At 26.5% G+C, this 457-nt stretch carries 1 protein-coding gene; it reads left to right on the forward strand.

The window, feature by feature from the left end; translation table 11 throughout:
• On the forward strand, positions 1-457 hold a 457-nt coding region (locus tag CD122_RS12445), incomplete at both ends, for an SNIPE associated domain-containing protein (protein ID WP_240624173.1).

Below are 457 nucleotides of genomic sequence, written 5' to 3' on the forward strand. Positions count from 1 at the left end.
ACTCTCTGCATTTAATAATTATTACGGTAATATACCATTAAATAATAAAGAGAAAAGATTTCTTAAAAAACAGCATAGTCAAATGATTCGTCTATTTAATGCTGAAACTTCTTTAATCTTAGATAAAGTTTCTTCTAAGAATTTTGAATTGTCGCATAAGAAAATATTCAATCTTTACACTTCTATTAACAAAATCTTTGAAACCGATGGTGTGTCTCTTTCAGAAAATTTACTAGATATAAAACTAGAAAAACTCTCTTTAATTCATAAGTACCAATTAAAAAAAGAAGATGAAAAAGAGATGCGAAAAGAAGAACGCGCCAGAATTCAAGAAGAAAATCGTGTTGAACGAGAACTCGAAAAGAAATTAAATCAAATTGATAAAGACATTAAGCATCATAATAATGAAATTAATAAGTTAACCAAATACCTTAGTAAAGCTAGTTCTGTTATTGAA

Origin of the sequence: Staphylococcus rostri (assembly GCF_002902145.1) — a bacterium.
GTDB classification, from domain to species: domain Bacteria; phylum Bacillota; class Bacilli; order Staphylococcales; family Staphylococcaceae; genus Staphylococcus; species Staphylococcus rostri.